At 34.1% G+C, this 14,405-nt stretch carries 9 protein-coding genes; 8 read left to right on the top strand and 1 reads right to left on the bottom strand.

Going from position 1 to position 14,405, the window contains the following annotated elements; translation table 11 throughout:
• Positions 1 to 147: 147 nt before the first annotated feature.
• From BXU01_RS04400 to BXU01_RS04390, 3 genes are all read left to right on the top strand, one after another.
• Positions 148 to 2,787 (top strand): TonB-dependent receptor, encoded by a 2,640-nt coding sequence (locus BXU01_RS04400; protein WP_083691908.1) that lies wholly within the window; start codon positions 148 to 150, stop codon positions 2,785 to 2,787.
• Positions 2,788 to 2,918: 131 nt separating this feature from the next.
• Entirely contained in the window at positions 2,919 to 4,139 is a 1,221-nt protein-coding gene (locus BXU01_RS04395; RefSeq protein ID WP_083691907.1) for a sugar MFS transporter, read from the top strand.
• On the top strand, positions 4,129 to 5,994 hold the full coding sequence (locus tag BXU01_RS04390) for a trehalase family glycosidase (RefSeq protein WP_083691906.1): 1,866 nt from the start codon (positions 4,129 to 4,131) through the stop codon (positions 5,992 to 5,994). Before BXU01_RS04395 ends, BXU01_RS04390 begins: the two co-directional genes overlap by 11 nt.
• Positions 5,995 to 6,162: 168 nt before the next feature.
• Here BXU01_RS04390 and BXU01_RS04385 read toward each other — a convergent pair whose 3' ends face one another.
• Positions 6,163 to 7,137 (bottom strand): polyprenyl synthetase family protein, encoded by a 975-nt coding sequence (locus tag BXU01_RS04385; RefSeq protein WP_083691905.1) that lies wholly within the window; start codon positions 7,135 to 7,137, stop codon positions 6,163 to 6,165.
• 266 nt (positions 7,138 to 7,403) lie between these two features.
• Here BXU01_RS04385 and BXU01_RS04380 point away from each other — a divergent pair, with 266 nt between their 5' ends.
• The 5 genes from BXU01_RS04380 (at position 7,404) to BXU01_RS04360 (ending at position 14,322) form a co-directional block, all read left to right on the top strand.
• Complete coding sequence (locus tag BXU01_RS04380; protein WP_056244273.1) at positions 7,404 to 7,925, top strand: YceI family protein; 522 nt, start codon at positions 7,404 to 7,406, stop codon at positions 7,923 to 7,925.
• A gap of 107 nt (positions 7,926 to 8,032) precedes the next feature.
• Positions 8,033 to 8,632 carry a TetR/AcrR family transcriptional regulator gene (locus BXU01_RS04375; protein ID WP_083691904.1) on the top strand — a complete coding sequence of 200 codons (600 nt, stop codon included), beginning with the start codon at positions 8,033 to 8,035 and terminating at the stop codon, positions 8,630 to 8,632.
• A 10-nt stretch (positions 8,633 to 8,642) separates the two neighbouring features.
• Complete coding sequence (locus BXU01_RS04370) at positions 8,643 to 9,977, top strand: TolC family protein (RefSeq protein ID WP_083691903.1); 1,335 nt, start codon at positions 8,643 to 8,645, stop codon at positions 9,975 to 9,977.
• 9 nt (positions 9,978 to 9,986) lie between these two features.
• Positions 9,987 to 11,054 (top strand): efflux RND transporter periplasmic adaptor subunit, encoded by a 1,068-nt coding sequence (locus BXU01_RS04365; RefSeq protein ID WP_083691902.1) that lies wholly within the window; start codon positions 9,987 to 9,989, stop codon positions 11,052 to 11,054.
• 91 nt (positions 11,055 to 11,145) lie between these two features.
• Positions 11,146 to 14,322 (top strand): efflux RND transporter permease subunit, encoded by a 3,177-nt coding sequence (locus BXU01_RS04360; RefSeq protein ID WP_083691901.1) that lies wholly within the window; start codon positions 11,146 to 11,148, stop codon positions 14,320 to 14,322.
• Positions 14,323 to 14,405 lie beyond the last annotated feature (83 nt).

Genomic DNA, 14,405 nt, shown 5'->3' with positions numbered 1-14,405 from the left:
AAATAAACTGCATCGATAAAAAATTAACTTCCGAAAACGTTTTAGGAGTTTTCGAAAACGTTTTCGATTTTAAATTCTTATATTCCTTATAATTTGTTGTTAAGTTTGACAGTGATAACCATAATTACTAACTAACCAAACAAAAAAATGAAAAAGCTAGATCAATATTTAGGCACATTACTTTTAATGTTTTGCCTATTTTCTTTGCCAAATAATGGGTTTGCGCAAAATCAAAATACGATTTCAGGAAAAGTACTTGATGATAGTGGTGTAACCGTTCCGGGAGCAAACGTATCTATTAAGGAAACTGGCAAAAGTACAGTTACAGATGAAAACGGAGGATACTCATTCTCTAATATTGAAGCAGGAACATATACTATTATTGCAACAAATGTGGGTTACAAAACTTTCGAAAAGCAAATTGCAATAAAAGAAGGAGAATCTCTGGAAGTAAATTTACTTCTTGAAGGAGAATCACAAAGTTTAAAAGAAGTTGTGGTTACGGGATCATCAGCGCCAAGATCTAAATTGGAATCCAGCGTTGCAATTACTACAATGGGCGCAAAAGCAATCGAAGACAGAGCGCCATCAAGTACAGCGGCTTTGCTTCAAACGATTCCGGGATTTGTCGTTGAAGCATCTGGAGGAGAAATTGGGAATAACCTTTTTGCAAGAGGAATTCCTTCAGCTGGAGCTTATGAATATGTGCAAATTCAGGAAGATGGATTGCCGGTTTTTGAAGATGGAGCTTTGCAATTTGCTAACGCCGATACGTTTTACAGGTTAGACGAAACGGTAAGCAAAATGGAAGCTGTTCGTGGAGGTTCAGCATCAATTTTTGCCAATAATGCTCCGGGTGGAATCATCAATTTCATTTCGAAAACAGGTCAGAATGAATTTATGGGAAGAGCAAAATTCACGACGTCAGATTACGGAATGTTCAGAACTGATCTTAATTTATCAGGTGCTTTAATTCAGGATAAATTATTTTTTAATGTTGGAGGTTTTTACAGAGCGGATAATGGCGTAAGAAACACTGGTTTTACAGCCAATAAAGGCGGACAAATTAAAGGAAATATTACTTATAAAATTGATGAAGAAGATTATTTAAGAATCAACTTCAAACATCTTGACGACAGAAATACATTCTATCTGCCAATTCCATTAAAAAGTAACAATGGGAAAGTAGAAGGTATTCCAGGATTTAATCCAAATTACGGAACGTTGACTTCAGTAAATTTCAGTCACTTAAATGTGCCTCAATATGGCGGAGGAACTTTTAGTGCAGATTTAGAAGATGGTTCTCATCCGGTTATCAACTCAATTGGAGCCGAATTTAAAAAGAAAATATCTGAGAAAGTAACTTTCAAAAATGCATTTAAACAAACGAATATCGATTTAAATTACAATGCAATTTTTCCAAATGGTGGACCTTGGACACAAAGCGCTTATGCAACAGATGTTCAAAATACAACGGCAAGCAATTTGACTTATTCTTATGTTGATAATGGAGCAACGCTTGATCCAAACGCTTTGATTATGAGAGCTGATCTTTGGCATATCGAAAAAAAGATGAACAATTTTGCCAATAATTTCTCTTTCAATTTTGATTTAGATCCTGTAAAATTAACTGCCGGTTACTATTATTCTAACTGGAAATCGAACCAATACTGGAACTGGAATTCGTATTTAGTAGGTGTTTCAGACAATCCAAGATTATTAAACGTAAAAGACAATACAACTGGAGTTGATCATACCTGGAATGGTGTAGAAAGAATCACGTGGTTAGAAAGAGATGCTCAAACCAAAGGGCTATTGAATGATATTTATGCTGATGCTGAGATTAAAGCTACAGATAATTTGACCTTCAACGCAGGTTTAAGATATAACAAAGACAAATATTCAGGTTACAGAGATAATGCGAGATTTTTTGCAGAAAACTTAGGTATTTTAGATAATAATACGGCTGATGATGCGGTGACAACAGTAAAAGGAAATCCTTATACCTATTGGAGATATGATGTAAGCGAATGGTCTTATACTGCAGCTGGAAATTATAAATTCAATGATAATATGGCTTCTTATGTTCGTTACAGCCACGGTTTTAGATCTCCAATTGAGGAATCTTTTTATGATAATGCAGCAGATTTAAGCAAGCTTGAAAATACCGAAGTAAATCAGTTTGAGTTAGGTTATAAATATTCTAATTCATTCTTTAATGTGAATGCCAATTTATTTCACATGGGTTTAAAAAATGTTGCTTTTACAGACATTTTATCTGACGGGTCTTCAGAAAACAAATTTGCTGATGTAAACAATATTGGTCTTGAAGTAGAAACCAATGTGAGATATAGTATTGCAAAACTGAATTTCACTTTCACCGTTCAAAAACCGGAATACGATAATTTTACAGGAACAAATGCTGACGGTTCGACTTTTGATTTTAACGGAAATACAGCACGAAGAATCCCTAAATTTTTCTGCAATTTAAGACCAGAAGTTGATATTACAAAAGATCTTACAGCTTATGTTCAATTCTCTTATTTTGATAAAAAATTCACGAATCAGGATAATAAACAGGTTTTACCGGCTTATAAAGAAGTTGGGGCAGGTTTAAATTATACCTATAATAATCTTCGTTTTGCAGTAGATGCTTCGAACTTATTCAACGAAATTGGTTTAACAGAAGGAGATCCAAGACAAACAACTTCCGCGGCAAGCGATGTGTTTATGGCAAGACCTATTTTAGGACGCGCGTTTAGATTTTCGGTAGCGATTAATTTCTAAATTTATATTGATGACGCATTATAATGCGTTTTGCAAAACATACGGCAATGTAGAGGCGCACAGCAGTGCGTCTCCGCACCGTAACCGCACCGTAAAAGTAAAACATCGGCAACAAATCACATCCGAAAAAAATGAAAAACATAGGAATTAAAATCTCTCTTTATCTTAATTATTTTGTCTTCGCTATTTTATTAAATAGTGTGGGAATTGTGATTTTAAAATCGCAAAGAAATTACGGAGTAGATGAAGTTCAGGCAAGTATTTTAGAAGCTTTCAAAGACATGCCAATTGCTATTGTATCCTTTTTTATAGCCTCTTTTTTACCAAGAATAGGCTATAGAAAATCGATGTTGATAGGATTAGGTTTGGTTACTCTGGCTTGTATTTCTATGTATTTTGGAAACTCATTTGACAATGCTAAGATTCTTTTTGCAACCGTTGGAGTTTCATTTGCGTTGATCAAAGTTTCGGTTTATTCCTTGATTGGTACTGTGACCGAAACCAAAAAAGAACACAATGCTTTGATGAGTAGTATTGAAGGTTTTTTTATGGTTGGAATTGCGTTGGCTTATTTTTTATTTCCAGCTTTTAATAATGAAAACGATCCTAATTCATGGCTAAATGTATATTGGTTTTTGGCTGCATTATCGTTCTTGTCATTTCTGTTTTTATTTTTTGTAAAATTCAAAGAACCGGAAGTTTCGGCAGGAGCAAATCTAAAAGACGACTTTTTGCAAATGTTCAAATTAATGGCAAAATTACTTACCGTTATTTTTGTTATCAGCGTCTTTTTGTTTGTTATGATCGAACAGGGAATCCTTTCGTGGTTGCCAACATTCAATACAAAAGTGCTCCATTTACCAGAGAATATCAGCATAATGATGGCGAGTATTTTGGCTATTTCACTAGCAATTGGGCGAATGATTGCAGGTATTGTAACTAAAAAAGTAAACTGGATTTGGGTTTTAAGTGTGTGCATTTTTTCGGCAATGCTGATCGTGATTTTTGTACTTCCAAAAACAGTTGGATTAGAGGTAAAAAACATCAATACACTTTCGGATATACCTCTAATAGGGTTCGCGTTTCCGTTAATCGGATTGTTTATTGCGCCAATTTATCCTTTGCTAAATTCGATTGTATTAAGTGCTTTACCTAAGAATTTGCAAAGTTCAATGACCGGATTAATTGTAATATTTTCTGCTCTTGGCGGAACATTAGGTTCCAGAATAACGGGCTGGTTGTTTAAAAATGAAGGACCGGAAAACGCATTTTATTTTACTTTAATTCCAATGTCTTTATTATTAATATCCTTTTTTATTCTCAAAAAAATAACTGCAAAAGATGAAATTTAAACTACATATAACCCAAACCATCCAAAAATTATTGGCTCAGGAAGATACTGATGGCGATAAAAAAATAACGATTGATGATAATGGTCCTAAAAAGTTTTTATTGGATGATGAAAACGGAAATTCAGCAGTAATTGAAGGAACATATCAACTTTCGAATTTATTGCAGGAATTAGCTTTGGCTAAAAAAAACAATACCGAATTTGCCGAAATTAATCTGGATGAAATCACCGAAGATCCGGTAAAAAGAATTTCCGGAAAAATAAAAAACCTTTACTGGAAAGGACTTACAAGAACAATTGATGCTAATGGTGTAAGGAAAATTCTGGAAGACAATAAGATCGAAAATGAAATTGCGTATTTATATGTGCCTTTTGGGGATGAAATTGTTTTTGATTATTTCAAGAAATTAGAAGCTACAATTCCAAATTTGAAAGTCGTGCAAATGCCCAAAAATATTTCGCCGGAATATGTTTTGTCGCTCAATAAAAAACCAGGGATTTTAGCCTTGGCACTTCAAATAAAAAACAATGAAATTTCAGGAGTTCCTTTTGTGGTTCCTGGCGGAAGATTTAATGAAATGTACGGTTGGGATAGTTATTTTATTGCCAAAGGACTTTTGATCGACGATAAAATTGATCTTGCTTTAGGCATTGCCGAGAATTTTAAATATCAAATCGATCATTACGGAAAAATCCTAAATGCCAACCGAAGTTATTATTTAACCCGTACGCAACCGCCGTTGTATACATCATTGATTATTGATGTTTTAGAAAAGTCGAATCCGGATATTTTCTGGATAGAAAGACATCTGAAAACGGCTATAAAAGAATATCAAACCGTTTGGATGGAAGAAGGAAAACGTCTTACAGCAAATGGATTAAATCGATATAAAGCAGAAGGAATCGGACTTCCGTTTGAAGTTGAAGAAGGACATTTTGATGATATTCTAGAACAATACGCACCGAAATATAATTTGTCTACAAGAGAATTTGAAAAGAAATATCTTGAAAGAGAAGTTGTAGATGCTGAACTTGATAAGTATTTTATTCACGATCGAAGTATGCGCGAAAGCGGACACGATACAACAAATAGATTGGTTGGAGTTTGTGCCAATTTAAATACGGTTGCGATCAATAGTTTGCTTTATAAATATGAAACAGACATTGCTTTTTTGATTAAAAAGTACTTCAAAAATGAATTTCAATATTTTGAAGACAAATCCTTTTCAAGTGAATATTGGATTTCAAAAGCCAATTCGAGGAAAGAAAAAATCAATAAAATGTGTTGGAATTCGGAATTAGGATGTTATCTGGATTATGATTTTGTAAACGAAAAGCAGCATTTCTTTGAAGCAGCGCCAACATTTTATCCGCTTTGGGCGAAAATAAGCACGCAGGAACAAGCCGAAATTTTGGTTAAAAAGACACTTCCAAGATTTAAAATGAAAGGCGGAATTGCAGGCTGTACCAAAGAATCGATCGCTGATGTTGACGAAAATGCGCCAATAAGACAATGGGATTATCCGTTTGGATGGGCGCCGCATCAAATGCTTTTATGGGAAGGTTTATTGAACTATAATTTCAACGAAGAAGCGCAGGAAATGGTTTATCGATGGCTTTGGTTAATTACCAGAAATGCGGTTGATTATAACGGAACAATTCCGGAGAAATTTGATTTGTCGATAAGCTCACACAAAATTTTCGCAGAATACGGAAACGTAGGAACTGAATTTGATTATATCACAGAAGAAGGTTTTGGCTGGATGAATGCTTCTTATCAATACGGATTAACGATTTTAGAAGACGATTTAAAACAAAAACTATCAGATTTAGTAGATCCTGATGATTTGTTTTAAAAAATAAAATAGCCACAAATTAAAACGACAAACCCGACAGGTTTTTAAAACCTGTCGGGTTTACTATGTGTAATAAAATGAAATTTTTTGCCACGAATTAGACAATTCTCCATGAATCATCATAATTATATTTGATTCTGAATTTTACTGAAAACTGAGACTAAAAAACTATACTTTTCTTCCCATTAAATTCTCGCCAAAAGTTCTAAGAATATCTTTCTTTTCGGCGTTAATATCCATTTTTTCTAAAGTTTCAAAAGCTTTAAAAGTATACATTTCTATGGCATCCTGGGTCGCTTTTGAAGCTCCGGATTCATTGAAAATTGCTTTTGCAGTAGTTATTTTATCGGTATTGTCTTCTAATTGTAAACTGAATAATTTTTCTAATTCCAGAGCTTTTTCAGTTGATGAAAACTCGCGCGCTTTGAGGTATAAATAGGTTTTTTTATTGACGATAATATCACCTCCAACTTGTTTCCCAAAGGTTTCAGGATCTCCAAATGCATCCAGATAATCATCCTGAAGCTGGAAAGCCAATCCTAAATTCAATCCGAAATCATAAATTAAATCACCATCTTTCTCAGAAGTTTTGGCTACAATTGCGCCCATTTTCATGGCTGCAGCAACTAAAACGGCTGTTTTATATTCGATCATTTTTAGGTATTCAGGAATCGTAACGTCGTTTCTTTTTTCGAAATCAACATCCCATTGTTGTCCTTCGCAAACTTCAAGAGCTGTTTTGCTGAATAGTTTTGCTAAATCTCTAAAAACAGCTGGTTCGTATTGTTCAAAATACTGATAAGCCAGAATAAGCATTGCGTCTCCGGAAAGAATTCCGGTATTAAGATCCCATTTTTCATGCACAGTTTCCTTGCCTCTTCTCAAAGGCGCATCATCCATGATATCATCGTGAACCAGTGAAAAATTATGAAAAACTTCAACCGCCATTGCAGCCGGAAGAGCTGCTTTGTAATTGGCATCAAAAACTTCTGAAGCCATTAAAGTTAGTATCGGACGCATGCGTTTTCCACCAAGACCTAAAATATATTCAATAGGTTCGTAAAGGTTTTTAGGCTCTTTACTGATGCTTTGTTTTTCTAAATAATTGATAAAAAAATCCTGGTATTGGCTAATATCGTGCATAAAATATAATCTGAATTACGAGCCTCAAAGATACGATTCATAATGAATTATTCCTTTCTTAAATTTTAAATGATAGTTTCCGTTTACAATAGCGCTTGAATCTGTTAATTCTTAAGGAGTTAAAAATATTTAAAAAAAACTTGGAAACTTTTTTGGTGTTTAGAGTTTCCTGTTTATATTTGCACCGTTAATTGGAAACTCTGAACACTGGAAAAGTTTCCGTGAAGAGTTTGAGTAATTTATAAACTCAATAAAATCAAATATTTATGAAAACAACATGGACCTTAGATTCTAGCCAATCAGATGTTTTAATTAAAATGAGACATTCGATAATTGCCTATATGGGAGGAACTACCAATAAATTTGATGGTTATGTGAACATCGAAGACAATGAAATTGAAGATGCTTCGGTTGAGTTTTCTTTAGACATCAACAATAAAAAAGATAGTTTTCAACAAATCGATACCTATTTACAACTTCAGGATTTTTTCGATGTAAACGAACATCCGATTATTAGTTTTAAATCGACTTCTTTTCAAAAAGTAAACAACAACATCAATTTTTTTAAAGGTGATTTAACGATAAAAGATGTAACCAGAGTAGTAGAACTTGATGCTGAGTTTATTGGTGTTAACAATTATAATGGTGAAAGAAAAGTTGCTTTTGAAATTAAAGGAGATATTAAACGTCAGGATTTTGGATTAGATTATAATTCCTTCAATCATAACGGAGGTCTGGCTTTAGGTAAAGATATTAAGCTGATTGCAAATTTAGAATTCAGTATATAAATCTTACATGAAGAATAAATTAATGTAAAATTATTACAAATATAGTGGAAACTATTTTTTTGATTTTAGTTTCCTAAGTATATTTGTGATGCAATTTGAAAATTAAAATGAAAGAGAAAATCATATCAAAAGCAAGTGAATTATTTTTAAAACTAGGTTTTAAAAGTGTTACCATGGATGATATTGCAGGAGAAATGTGTATTTCTAAAAAAACGATCTATAAATATTTCTGTAATAAAGAAGTTTTAATCGAAGAAAGTACCTCAACGGTTCACAAGCAAGTACATGAAGTTATCGATACTATAGTAGCGAGAGGTTATAATGCAATTCATGAGAATTTTGAAATTAGAGAAATGTTTCGTGATATGTTTAAAAATGCAACCGATACTTCTCCTCTTTATCAGTTAAAAAAACATTATCCTGAAATTTATCAAAATGTAATGACCCACGAAATAGATCAGTGCAACCATTATTTTAGAGATAATATTTTAAAAGGAATCAGTGAAGGTTTATACAGACCGGATTTGAATATAGACTTATATGTAAAGTTTTATTACACGCTGATTTTTCATATTAATGCTACTACGGATTCAGAAAGTGAAGCACAAAGAATAGAATTAGAAGCACTGGAATATCATACCAGAGCAATGGCAACAGAAAAAGGAATACTGGAATTAGAAAAACAACTTAAAAAAATTATCATTTAATCATCAATCTATGAAACGAATAATTCTTATATTTTTGTGTTCAATTGGCTTGTCTGCCAACGCACAAGTCAAAACACTAACCCTGAAAGATGCTCTTATATATGCACTTGAAAACAAGGCTGATGCAAAAAAAGCAAAGCTGCAGGTTGAAAATAGTGAGTACAAAATTCAGGAAGTGCGTTCCAGAGCGTTGCCTCAAATTTCTGCAAACGGAAGTTTAACTTATAATCCTGTAATACAAACGACGGTTATTGACGGAGCAGGATTTGGTGCGCCGGGAACTACTATTCAGGCAGCATTTGGTCAAAAATGGACTTCGGGAGCAGGACTTTCGCTAACACAGACGATATTTGATCAATCTGTTTTTACCGGATTAAGAGCTGCAAGATCTACACGTGAATTCTATCAGATAAACGAGCAATTAACAGAAGAGCAAGTAATAGAAAGAGTGGCTAATAACTATTATTCTGTTTACGTACAACGTGAAAGATTAATTTTATTAGACAGCAATTATGTTAATACGACTAAAGTTCGTGACATCGTAAAAGGACAATTTGATAATGGTTTGGCTAAAAAAATTGACTTAGACCGTATTGTGGTTAAAATGTCAAATATTGATACAGAACGTCAGCAAATTAAAAATCAAATTACATTACAAGAGAATGCTTTAAAGTTTTATATGGGAATGCCTATTGAAACCGTAATAGAAATTCCGAAAGAAGAATTTGAAGTTGTACCTGCTGCATTGACAGAAACTCCTAATACAGAAAACAGAACAGAATACCTGCTTTTGAAAAAACAAGAAGAGCTTTTAGTATTCAATAAAAAAGCGGTTGAAGCCGGATATTATCCAACACTTTCTTTAACTGCAGGATACAATTATATTGGTCAGGGACCTCAAATGCCTTGGTTTGCAAAACCTAAAGATGGCGTGTATTGGTCAGATTACTCTGCAATTGGATTAAATCTACACGTTCCAATTTTTACAGGATTTGGTACCCGTGCAAAAGTAAAACAAGCTGATATAGAAATCAGATCGCTTCAGGAAGATATGAAAGACACCAAACTTTCACTTGATTTAGATTATAGAAATGCAATGGCTGATATTGATAACAACCTTGTAACTATTCAGAATCAAAAAGAAAATATGCAGTTGGCAACAGAAATCCTAAGCAACACAAAAAACAATTATCTTCAGGGATTAGCATCATTAACAGATTTGTTAGATGCTGAAAATGCACAGCTTGAAGCTCAAAATAATTTTACCAGAGCAGTCTTGAATTACAAAATTGCCGAAGTAGCACTAATCAAATCAAAAGGCGAACTTAAAACTCTTATTAAATAACTAAACAAAATGAAGAAAACTATTTTAACAATCGTAATCATAATCGCAGCGCTGGGTGTGATTGGATATGTCTTAAATAATAATAAGAAGGAGAATAAAGAAAAAACAGATATCGTAGCAGAGAAAAATGCTGCAGTTTCAGTAAAAGTAGCTCCGGTAAAAACAGAAGAAGTTTCGTTAGACTTCGTTGCTAACGGAAATTTTCAGCCAATTCAACAATTAACATTTTCTGCTGAAAAATCAGGAAAAGTAATTAGTGTTCTGGCAAAAGAAGGTGATTACGTAAGAGTAGGTCAGACTTTATTGACAGTAAGAGGTGATGTTATTAATGTAAGCGCGCAACAAGCGCAAGCTGTTTACCAAAATGCAAAATCTGATTACAGCAGATACGAAAATGCTTTTAAAACAGGCGGTGTTACGAAACAACAATTAGATCAGGCAAAATTAGCTTTAACAAATGCTGAATCTAGCCTGAAACAAGCCAACATCAATGTTGGGGATACTAAAGTAAAAGCTCCAATAAACGGATTCATCAATAAAAAATATATTGAGCCGGGATCTATCTTAGCAGGAATGCCTGCAACAGCATTGTTTGATATTGTAAACGTTTCTAAATTAAAACTAGTAGTTACAGTAAACGAAAACCAGGTAGCGAGTTTGAAAGTTGGAAATACAATCAACGTGACTGCAAGTGTTTATCCTGATAAAACTTTCTCTGGAAAAATTACATTTATTGCTGCAAAAGCAGATGAATCTTTGAATTTTCCTGTTGAAATCGAAATTTCAAACAACGTAAATAATGACCTGAAAGCAGGTATGTACGGAACTGCAAATTTTGGTTCAAAACAACAAAAACAAAACTTGATGGTTGTACCTAGAAATGCTTTCGTAGGAAGTGTGAGCAGCAACGAGATTTTTGTAGTTGAAAAAGGTATTGCAAAATTAAGAAAAGTAACTGCCGGAAGAATTTTAGGAGATCAGGTGGAAATTATTAATGGATTATCTGATGGAGAAACTGTAATTGTTACAGGTCAAATTAACTTACAAGACGGTAATACAGTAGAAATTATTAAATAATTGGAGGCTATAAGCCGTAAGCTATAAGCTTTAAGCATTTCTCAAAAGCCTAAAGCAAATAGCGTAAAGCCTAAAGCATAAAAAAACAAATATGAAATTAGCCGAAATATCCATAAAACGTCCGTCGTTGGTAATTGTATTGTTTACAATTCTGACACTTGGTGGATTGTTTAGCTACAGCCAACTGGGCTATGAGCTGATCCCGAAATTTGAACAAAACGTTATTACAATTTCTACTGTTTATCCGGGAGCTTCTCCTAGTGAGGTAGAAAATACTGTAACCAAGAAAATAGAGGACGCGATTGCATCCTTAGAGAATGTTAAGAAAATTGACTCAAAATCATACGAAAGTTTATCTATTGTTTCGATTACACTGACATCAAACGCAAAAGTCGATTTTTCTTTGAATGATGCACAGCGAAAAATAAACGCGATCATTAGTGATTTACCGGATGATGTAAAAACACCGGCACTGACCAAGTTCTCGCTGAGTGATTTACCAATCATGACGCTTGGTGCTAACGGAAAAATGGACGAAGCAGAATTTTATGACTTAATTGACAAAAAAATTGCCCCTATTTTATCCCGTGTACAAGGTGTTGCGCAGGTAAATATTATTGGTGGATCTGAACGTGAAATTCAGGTAAATCTTGATGCATTAAAAATGCAGGGATACGGATTATCTGTTCCGCAGGTACAACAAAATATTTTGACATCTAACTTAGATTTCCCAACCGGAAATATCCAGACGCGTAATCAAAAAATATTAATTCGTTTAGCGGGTAAATATAAAAGTGTTGCAGAATTAAGAAATCTGGTAGTTTCTTCTCAAAACGGAATTCAGGTTCGTTTAAGTGATATTGCAGATGTTCAGGATACACAGAAAATTGCAGAGAAAATATCACGTGTAGATCAAAAAAGTGCTATTGTTTTGCAAATCGTAAAACAATCTGATGCGAATGCCGTTGCAGTAAGTGAGCAATTATTAAAAACAATTGCTATTCTTGAAAAAGATTATAAAGTAAACCAGCTAAAATTAGAAGTAGCAAAAGACAGTACCGTTTTTACTCTTGAAGCAGCAGATTCTGTTGTTCACGATTTATTAATTGCAGTAGTTCTGGTAGCTTTTGTAATGTTGTTCTTCTTACATAGTATTAGAAACTCGCTGATTGTAATGGTGTCTATTCCGGCATCTTTGATTGCTACCTTTATTGGTATTTATTTAATGGGGTATACTTTGAACTTAATGAGTTTATTAGGATTATCTCTTGTTGTAGGTATTCTGGTCGATGATGCGATTGTGGTCCTCGAGAATATTTACAGGCACATGGAAATGGGTAAAAGCCGAATTCGTGCATCTTACGATGGTACTGCCGAAATTGGAGGAACTGTAACTTCGATTACATTAGTAATTGTGGTAGTGTTCTTGCCTATCGCGATGAGTTCTGGTTTAGTTTCTAATATCATTACACAATTTTGTGTTACGGTAATTATATCGACTTTACTATCACTTTTAGCTTCATTTACAATCATTCCATGGTTATCATCTCGTTACGGTAAATTAGAGCACATTGAAGGAAAAAATTTCTTTGGAAGAGTTATCCTTGGTTTCGAAAGTTATTTAACACGTTTTACAAACTGGGTTTCTGAATTATTGACCTGGTGTTTAGATCACTATATTAAAACGCTTATTGTCGTTCTGGTATTATTCTTTGGATCTACGATAGGATTAATGGGAGGTGGATTTATTGGAGGAGAGTTTTTCGCATCATCTGATAGTGGGGAATTCTTAGTTCAGATCGAAATGCCAAAAGACGCTTCGTTAGAACAAACAAACTTCATGACACAAAAAGCCGAAGCTTACTTAAAAGCTCAGGAATATGTTCATAGTCAAATTACAACGGTAGGACAAACCTCAGAAGGTTTTGGAGCATCGCAAGCTACAGCTTATAAAGCAGAGATTGACGTAAAAATGATCGAACAAAAAGACCGTACGGATGACGCGAATGTTTATGCTGCAAAAATTAAACGTAAGCTTGAAAAAGTACTGGTAGGAGCAAAAGTAAAAACAGTTCCTGTAGGTATTTTAGGTACTGCTGAAGATGCTACATTAGGATTAATTGTAACAGGTCCATCGACAGAAAGTGCTATGGCATTTGCTAAATTAGCAGAAGCTGAATTACGTACAATTCCAGGAACAACAGAGATTAAACTAACTGTTGAAGACGGAAACCCTGAGGTTAACGTAAAAGTAGACCGTGATAAAATGGCCGCTTTAGGATTAACACTTCAAACTGTTGGTCTAACGATGCAAACTGCTTTTAGCGGAAACACAGATGGTAAATACAGAGCTGGTGAATACGAATATGATATCAACATTAGATACAATGCATTCGACAGAAAAAGTATTACTGATGTAAGTAATTTGATATTCATTAATGCAGCAGGACAACAAATTAAGTTATCTCAATTTGCTGATATTACAGAAGGTTCAGGACCTAGCCAGTTAGAGCGTAGAGACAAGTCAGCATCTGTAACCGTAAAAGGACAAAACGTTGGGGTTCCTTCAGGAACAATTGTAACACAATGGCAAGCTAAATTAGACAAGCTTAAAAAACCAGCCGGTGTAAACTATATCTGGGGTGGAGACCAGGAAAACCAATCAGAAGGATTTGGTACTTTGGGAATCGCTTTATTAGCCGCTATTATCTTGGTTTACCTTGTAATGGTGAGTTTATATGATAGTTTTGCTCACCCGTTTGTAGTATTGTTCGCGATTCCGCTTTCATTTATTGGAGCGATGTTAGCACTGGCATTAACAAACAACTCATTAAATATCTTTACAATTTTAGGTATTATTATGTTGATTGGTCTGGTGTGTAAGAATGCGATCATGCTTGTGGATTATACCAACCAAAGACGTGCAGCAGGAGAATCAATCAGAACGGCATTAATTCAGGCAAATCACGCTCGTTTACGTCCAATTTTGATGACTACAATTGCGATGGTATTTGGTATGTTCCCAATTGCATTAGCATCTGGAGCAGGAGCTGAATGGAAAAACGGATTGGCTTGGGTAATTATCGGAGGATTAATTTCTTCATTATTCCTAACCTTGATTGTGGTTCCGGTTATATATAGTATCATGGAGAAAATTATTCATAAATTCTCTAAAGGAGAAAAAATCGATTACGAAGCTGAAATGGTTGCAGATTATACACCAACTGAATTAAGCGAGGACGGTTTTAATCCTAAACATACCCATTAATTGATTTAATTTTAGATTGAAAAGTCCCAAATTCCGAAAGGAGTTTGGGACTTTTTTTTGTGGTGTCTCGTCCTGAAAAAAGT

Origin of the sequence: [Flexibacter] sp. ATCC 35103, assembly GCF_001975985.1 — a bacterium.
In the GTDB taxonomy this organism is placed as follows: Bacteria; Bacteroidota; Bacteroidia; order Flavobacteriales; family Flavobacteriaceae; genus Flavobacterium.
This window is presented reverse-complemented; position numbering and strand designations above follow the sequence as displayed.

Bases quoted from the DNA above. Each gene is read 5' to 3' on its own strand.
- BXU01_RS04400 (WP_083691908.1), top strand. From the start codon at position 148: ATGAAAAAGCTAGATCAATATTTAGGCACATTACTTTTAATGTTTTGC.
- BXU01_RS04395 (WP_083691907.1), top strand. From the start codon at position 2,919: ATGAAAAACATAGGAATTAAAATCTCTCTTTATCTTAATTATTTTGTC.
- BXU01_RS04390 (WP_083691906.1), top strand. From the start codon at position 4,129: ATGAAATTTAAACTACATATAACCCAAACCATCCAAAAATTATTGGCT.
- BXU01_RS04385 (WP_083691905.1), bottom strand. From the start codon at position 7,137: ATGCACGATATTAGCCAATACCAGGATTTTTTTATCAATTATTTAGAA.
- BXU01_RS04380 (WP_056244273.1), top strand. From the start codon at position 7,404: ATGAAAACAACATGGACCTTAGATTCTAGCCAATCAGATGTTTTAATT.
- BXU01_RS04375 (WP_083691904.1), top strand. From the start codon at position 8,033: ATGAAAGAGAAAATCATATCAAAAGCAAGTGAATTATTTTTAAAACTA.
- BXU01_RS04370 (WP_083691903.1), top strand. From the start codon at position 8,643: ATGAAACGAATAATTCTTATATTTTTGTGTTCAATTGGCTTGTCTGCC.
- BXU01_RS04365 (WP_083691902.1), top strand. From the start codon at position 9,987: ATGAAGAAAACTATTTTAACAATCGTAATCATAATCGCAGCGCTGGGT.
- BXU01_RS04360 (WP_083691901.1), top strand. From the start codon at position 11,146: ATGAAATTAGCCGAAATATCCATAAAACGTCCGTCGTTGGTAATTGTA.